This window comes from Saccharothrix sp. ST-888 (assembly GCF_000955975.1).
Classification (GTDB): Bacteria; Actinomycetota; Actinomycetes; order Streptomycetales; family Streptomycetaceae; genus Kitasatospora.
This window is the reverse complement of sequence record NZ_JYJF01000218.1, coordinates 1-3908: the sequence shown is the minus strand read 5'-3', so window position 1 is coordinate 3908 and position 3908 is coordinate 1. Positions and strand designations below refer to the sequence as shown.

1 protein-coding gene is annotated in these 3908 nt (G+C 73.6%); it reads right to left on the bottom strand.

Going from position 1 to position 3908, the window contains the following annotated elements; genetic code table 11:
- On the bottom strand, positions 1 to 3908 hold a 3908-nt coding region (locus UK12_RS32065), incomplete at both ends, for a type I polyketide synthase (RefSeq protein ID WP_045306733.1).

Here is a 3908-nt window from a genome sequence, read left to right as displayed (position 1 = left end):
ACCGAACCCGGCCGCCGCGAACCGGTCGTACAGCTCATCGACCGGCACGGCCTCCGCACCCACCGGCGGCCACTCCACCAGATCGAACGACTCCGCAGCGCCACCCTCGGCCAGCAGACCCGTCGCATGACGCGTCCACGGCTCGTCGTCCGCTGCGTCGGCACCCCGCGCGTGCAGGCTGACGGTACGCCGCCCCGCACCGTCGGCCGCCCCCAGGCGCAGTTGCAGCTGAGCCGGCGTCTTCTCCGGCAGCACCAGCGGCGCTTCGAGGGTGAGCTCCTCCAGCAGGCCGCAGCCGACCTGGTCACCGGCGGCGAGCGCCAGGTCCACGAAGGCCGTGCCCGGCAGCAGCACGCTGCCCGCCACCGCGTGGTCGGCCAGCCAGGGGTGCGCCGCCGTCGAGAGCAGGCCCGTGAACAGGTAGCCGTCACCGTCGGCCAGCGGCACGGCCGCTCCCAGCAGCGGGTGGCCGACCGCATTCAGGCCCGCCGAGGCGACATCGCCGACCGGGATGGCGCCCGCCTGCGGCCAGTAGCGCTCGCGCTGGAAGGCGTAGGTGGGCAGGTCGACCCGCCGGGCGCCGGTTCCGGCGTACGCGGCCTCCCAGTCCACCCGGACCCCGGCCACGTGCAGGCGGGCCAACGCCGCGCCTGCGGCCTCGGGCTCCGGGCGGTCACGGCGCAGCAGCGGCACGAACAGCGCAGCCTCGGCCACGCACTCCTGTCCCATCGCGGCGAGCGTCCCGTCCGGGCCCAGCTCCAGATACGCCCGGACACCCAGGCCCTCCAACGTCCGCACCGCGTCGTCGAAGCGGACGGCCTCGCGGACGTGCCGCACCCAGTACTCGGGAGTGACCAGCTCGTCGGTGACCTTACCGGTGAGAGTGGAGACGATCGGGATCCGGGGAGCGTCGTAGGTCAGCCCCTCGGCCACCGCCCGGAACTCCGCCAGCATCGGCTCCATCAGCGGCGAGTGGAACGCGTGGCTGACCATGAGCCGCTTGGTCTTCCGGCCCTGGGCCTCCCAGTCCGCGGCCAGTTCCAGGACCGAGCGCTCGTCACCCGAGACCACCAGCGAGTCGGGACCGTTGACGGCGGCGATGCCCAGTTCGTCCTCGCGGCCGAGCAGGAGGGGCAGCACCTCGCCCTCACTCGCCTGGAGCGCCACCATCGCGCCGCCTGCGGGCAGTTGCTCCATCAGCCGGCCCCGGGCGGCCACCAGCGCGGCCGCATCCCGGAGCGAGAGCACACCCGCGACGTGGGCGGCGGCCAGCTCACCGATCGAGTGCCCGGCCAGGAAGTCCGGCCGGACGCCCCACGACTCGGCGAGCCGGAACAGCGCCACCTCGATCGCGAACAGCGCAGGCTGGGTGTAGCCGGTGCGGTCGAGCAGGCCGTCCTGCCCCGCGAAGACCACCTCGCGCAGCGAACGCTCCAGCTCCCGGTCCAGCTTTGCACACACCGCGTCGAAGGCCTCGGCGAACACCGGATACGCCTCGTACAACTCCGCTCCCATGGCGGGGCGTTGGCTGCCCTGCCCGGCGAAGAGGAAGGCCGACTTGACCCCGGTTCCGGCCGCGCTGCCGACGGCGGCGTTCGCCGGGGCCGCACCGGCGGCCAAGGCGTCCAGTCCGGTCAGCAGTTCGTCGCGGTCCCGCCCCACCAGCGCGGCTCGGTGCTCGAAGAGCGCGCGGGCCGTGGCCAGCGAGTAGGCGAGGTCGGGGATCGCCAACTCGCTGCGGGCGGCGAGGTGTTCACGCAGTCGCCGGGCCTGGTCCCGCAGTGCGGCGGCGGTCCTGCCCGACAGCAGCAGCGGCAGCTCCCGGTGCGACGGATCCGCCGGGCGCGGGTCCACGGCGGCGGCCGGCGCCTGTTCGATGATGGTGTGGGCGTTGGTGCCGCTGATACCGAAGGACGACACACCGGCCCGGCGCGGCTCGCCGGTCTCCGGCCAGAGCTGCGCCTCGGCCAGCAGCGAGACCGCGCCGACCGTCCAGTCCACGTGCGAGGACGGCTCGCCGACGTGCAGGGTCTGCGGCAGGACGCCGTGCTGCATCGCCATGACCATCTTGATCACACCGGCGACACCGGCGGCGGCCTGGGTGTGGCCCAGGTTGGACTTCACCGAACCGAGCCAGAGCGGCCGGTCCTCGGAGTGCTCCTGGCCGTACGTCGCCAGCAGCGCCTGTGCCTCGATCGGGTCACCCAGCCGGGTGCCCGTGCCGTGCGCCTCCACCGCATCGACCTGCGCGGCGGACAGACCGGCCGAGGCCAGCGCCTGCTGGATCACCCGCTGCTGGGACGGACCGTTCGGCGCGGTCAGGCCGTTGCTGGCGCCGTCCTGGTTGATCGCGGAGCCGCGCACGATCCCGAGTACGGGGTGGCCGTTGCGCCGCGCGTCCGAGAGCCGCTCCACCAGCAGCATGCCGACGCCCTCGCCCCAGCCGGTGCCGTCCGCGTCGTCCGAGAACGCCTTGCAGCGGCCGTCGGCCGACAGGCCGCGCTGGCGGCTGAAGTCCACGAAGGTGCCCGGGGTCGCCATCACGGTGACGCCACCGGCCAGGGCGAGCGAGCACTCACCGGAGCGCAGCGCCTGGATCGCCCAGTGCAGCGCGACCAGCGAGGAGGAGCACGCCGTGTCGACCGTGACGGCCGGGCCCTCGAGACCGAAGGTGTAGGACAGTCGGCCCGACGCGATGCTGCCGGCGCCGCCGCTGCCCAGATAGCCCTCGGCGCCGCTGGGGACGTCCTGCAGACGGGTCGCGTAGTCGTGGTACATCACGCCCACGAACACGCCGGTCCGGCTGCCGCGCACGGTGGCCGGGTCGATCCCCGCCCGCTCGAACGCCTCCCAGGACGTCTCCAGCAGCAGGCGCTGCTGCGGATCGGTGGCCAGCGCCTCACGCGGGCTGATACCGAAGAACGTCGGGTCGAACTCGGCGGCGTCGTGCAGGAATCCGCCATGGCGGGTGTACGAGGTGCCCGGGTGTTCCGGGTCCGGGTGGTAGAGGTTCTCGACGTCCCAGCCACGGTCCTCGGGGAACCCGGAGACCGCGTCACGTCCGGCGGAGACCAGCCGCCACAGGTCCTCAGGGGTCTGCACACCGCCCGGGAACCGGCAGCTCATCGCGACGATGGCGATCGGATCGCCGTCCACGGACGTGCCTGCGGCGACGGCCGGCCGGCTCGACTCCCGACCGCCGACCAGCTCGGTGCGCAGGTGCAGGGCGAGCGCCTGCGGGTTGGGGTGGTCGAACACCAGCGTGGCGGGCAGCCGCAGCCCGGTCACCGTGTTGAGGCCGTTGCGGAGTTCGAGCGCGCTGAGGGAGTCGAAGCCCAGGTCCCGGAAGGCACGGGTGGGATCGACCGCCTCGGGACCGCTGTGGCCCAGCACGGCAGCCGCCTGACTGCGGACCAGTTCCAGCAGTTCCTGTTCCTGCTCGGCCGACGACAGCTCGGCGAGCCTCAGCCCGAGAGCGGACCGGTCGGGGCCGGCTGCGGCGGCCGCAGCGGCGGCCCGCCGGGCAGGGAGCCTGATCAGACCGCGCAGCAGCGGTGGCAGCTCACCCGTTCGGCTCGCCTGGGCCCGCAGAACGGCCAGGTCGAGGCGGATCGGCACCAGTACGGCTTCGTCCGAGCCCAGGGAGGTGTCGAACAGCCGCAGGCCGTCCTCGGCGGTCAGCTTGGCGACACCGCCGCGCGCCATCCGCTGGACGTCGATCTCGTCCAACTCGGCTGCCATGCCGCCGTCCTCGGCCCACAGGCCCCAGGCGAGGGAGGTCGCGGGAAGTCCGGCGGCGCGGCGCTGGGTGGCGAGGGCGTCCAGGAAGCTGTTCGCCGCAGCGTAGTTGCCCTGGCCGGCCGCGCCGAACAGACCGGCGGCGGAGGAGAACAGCACGAACGCCGAAA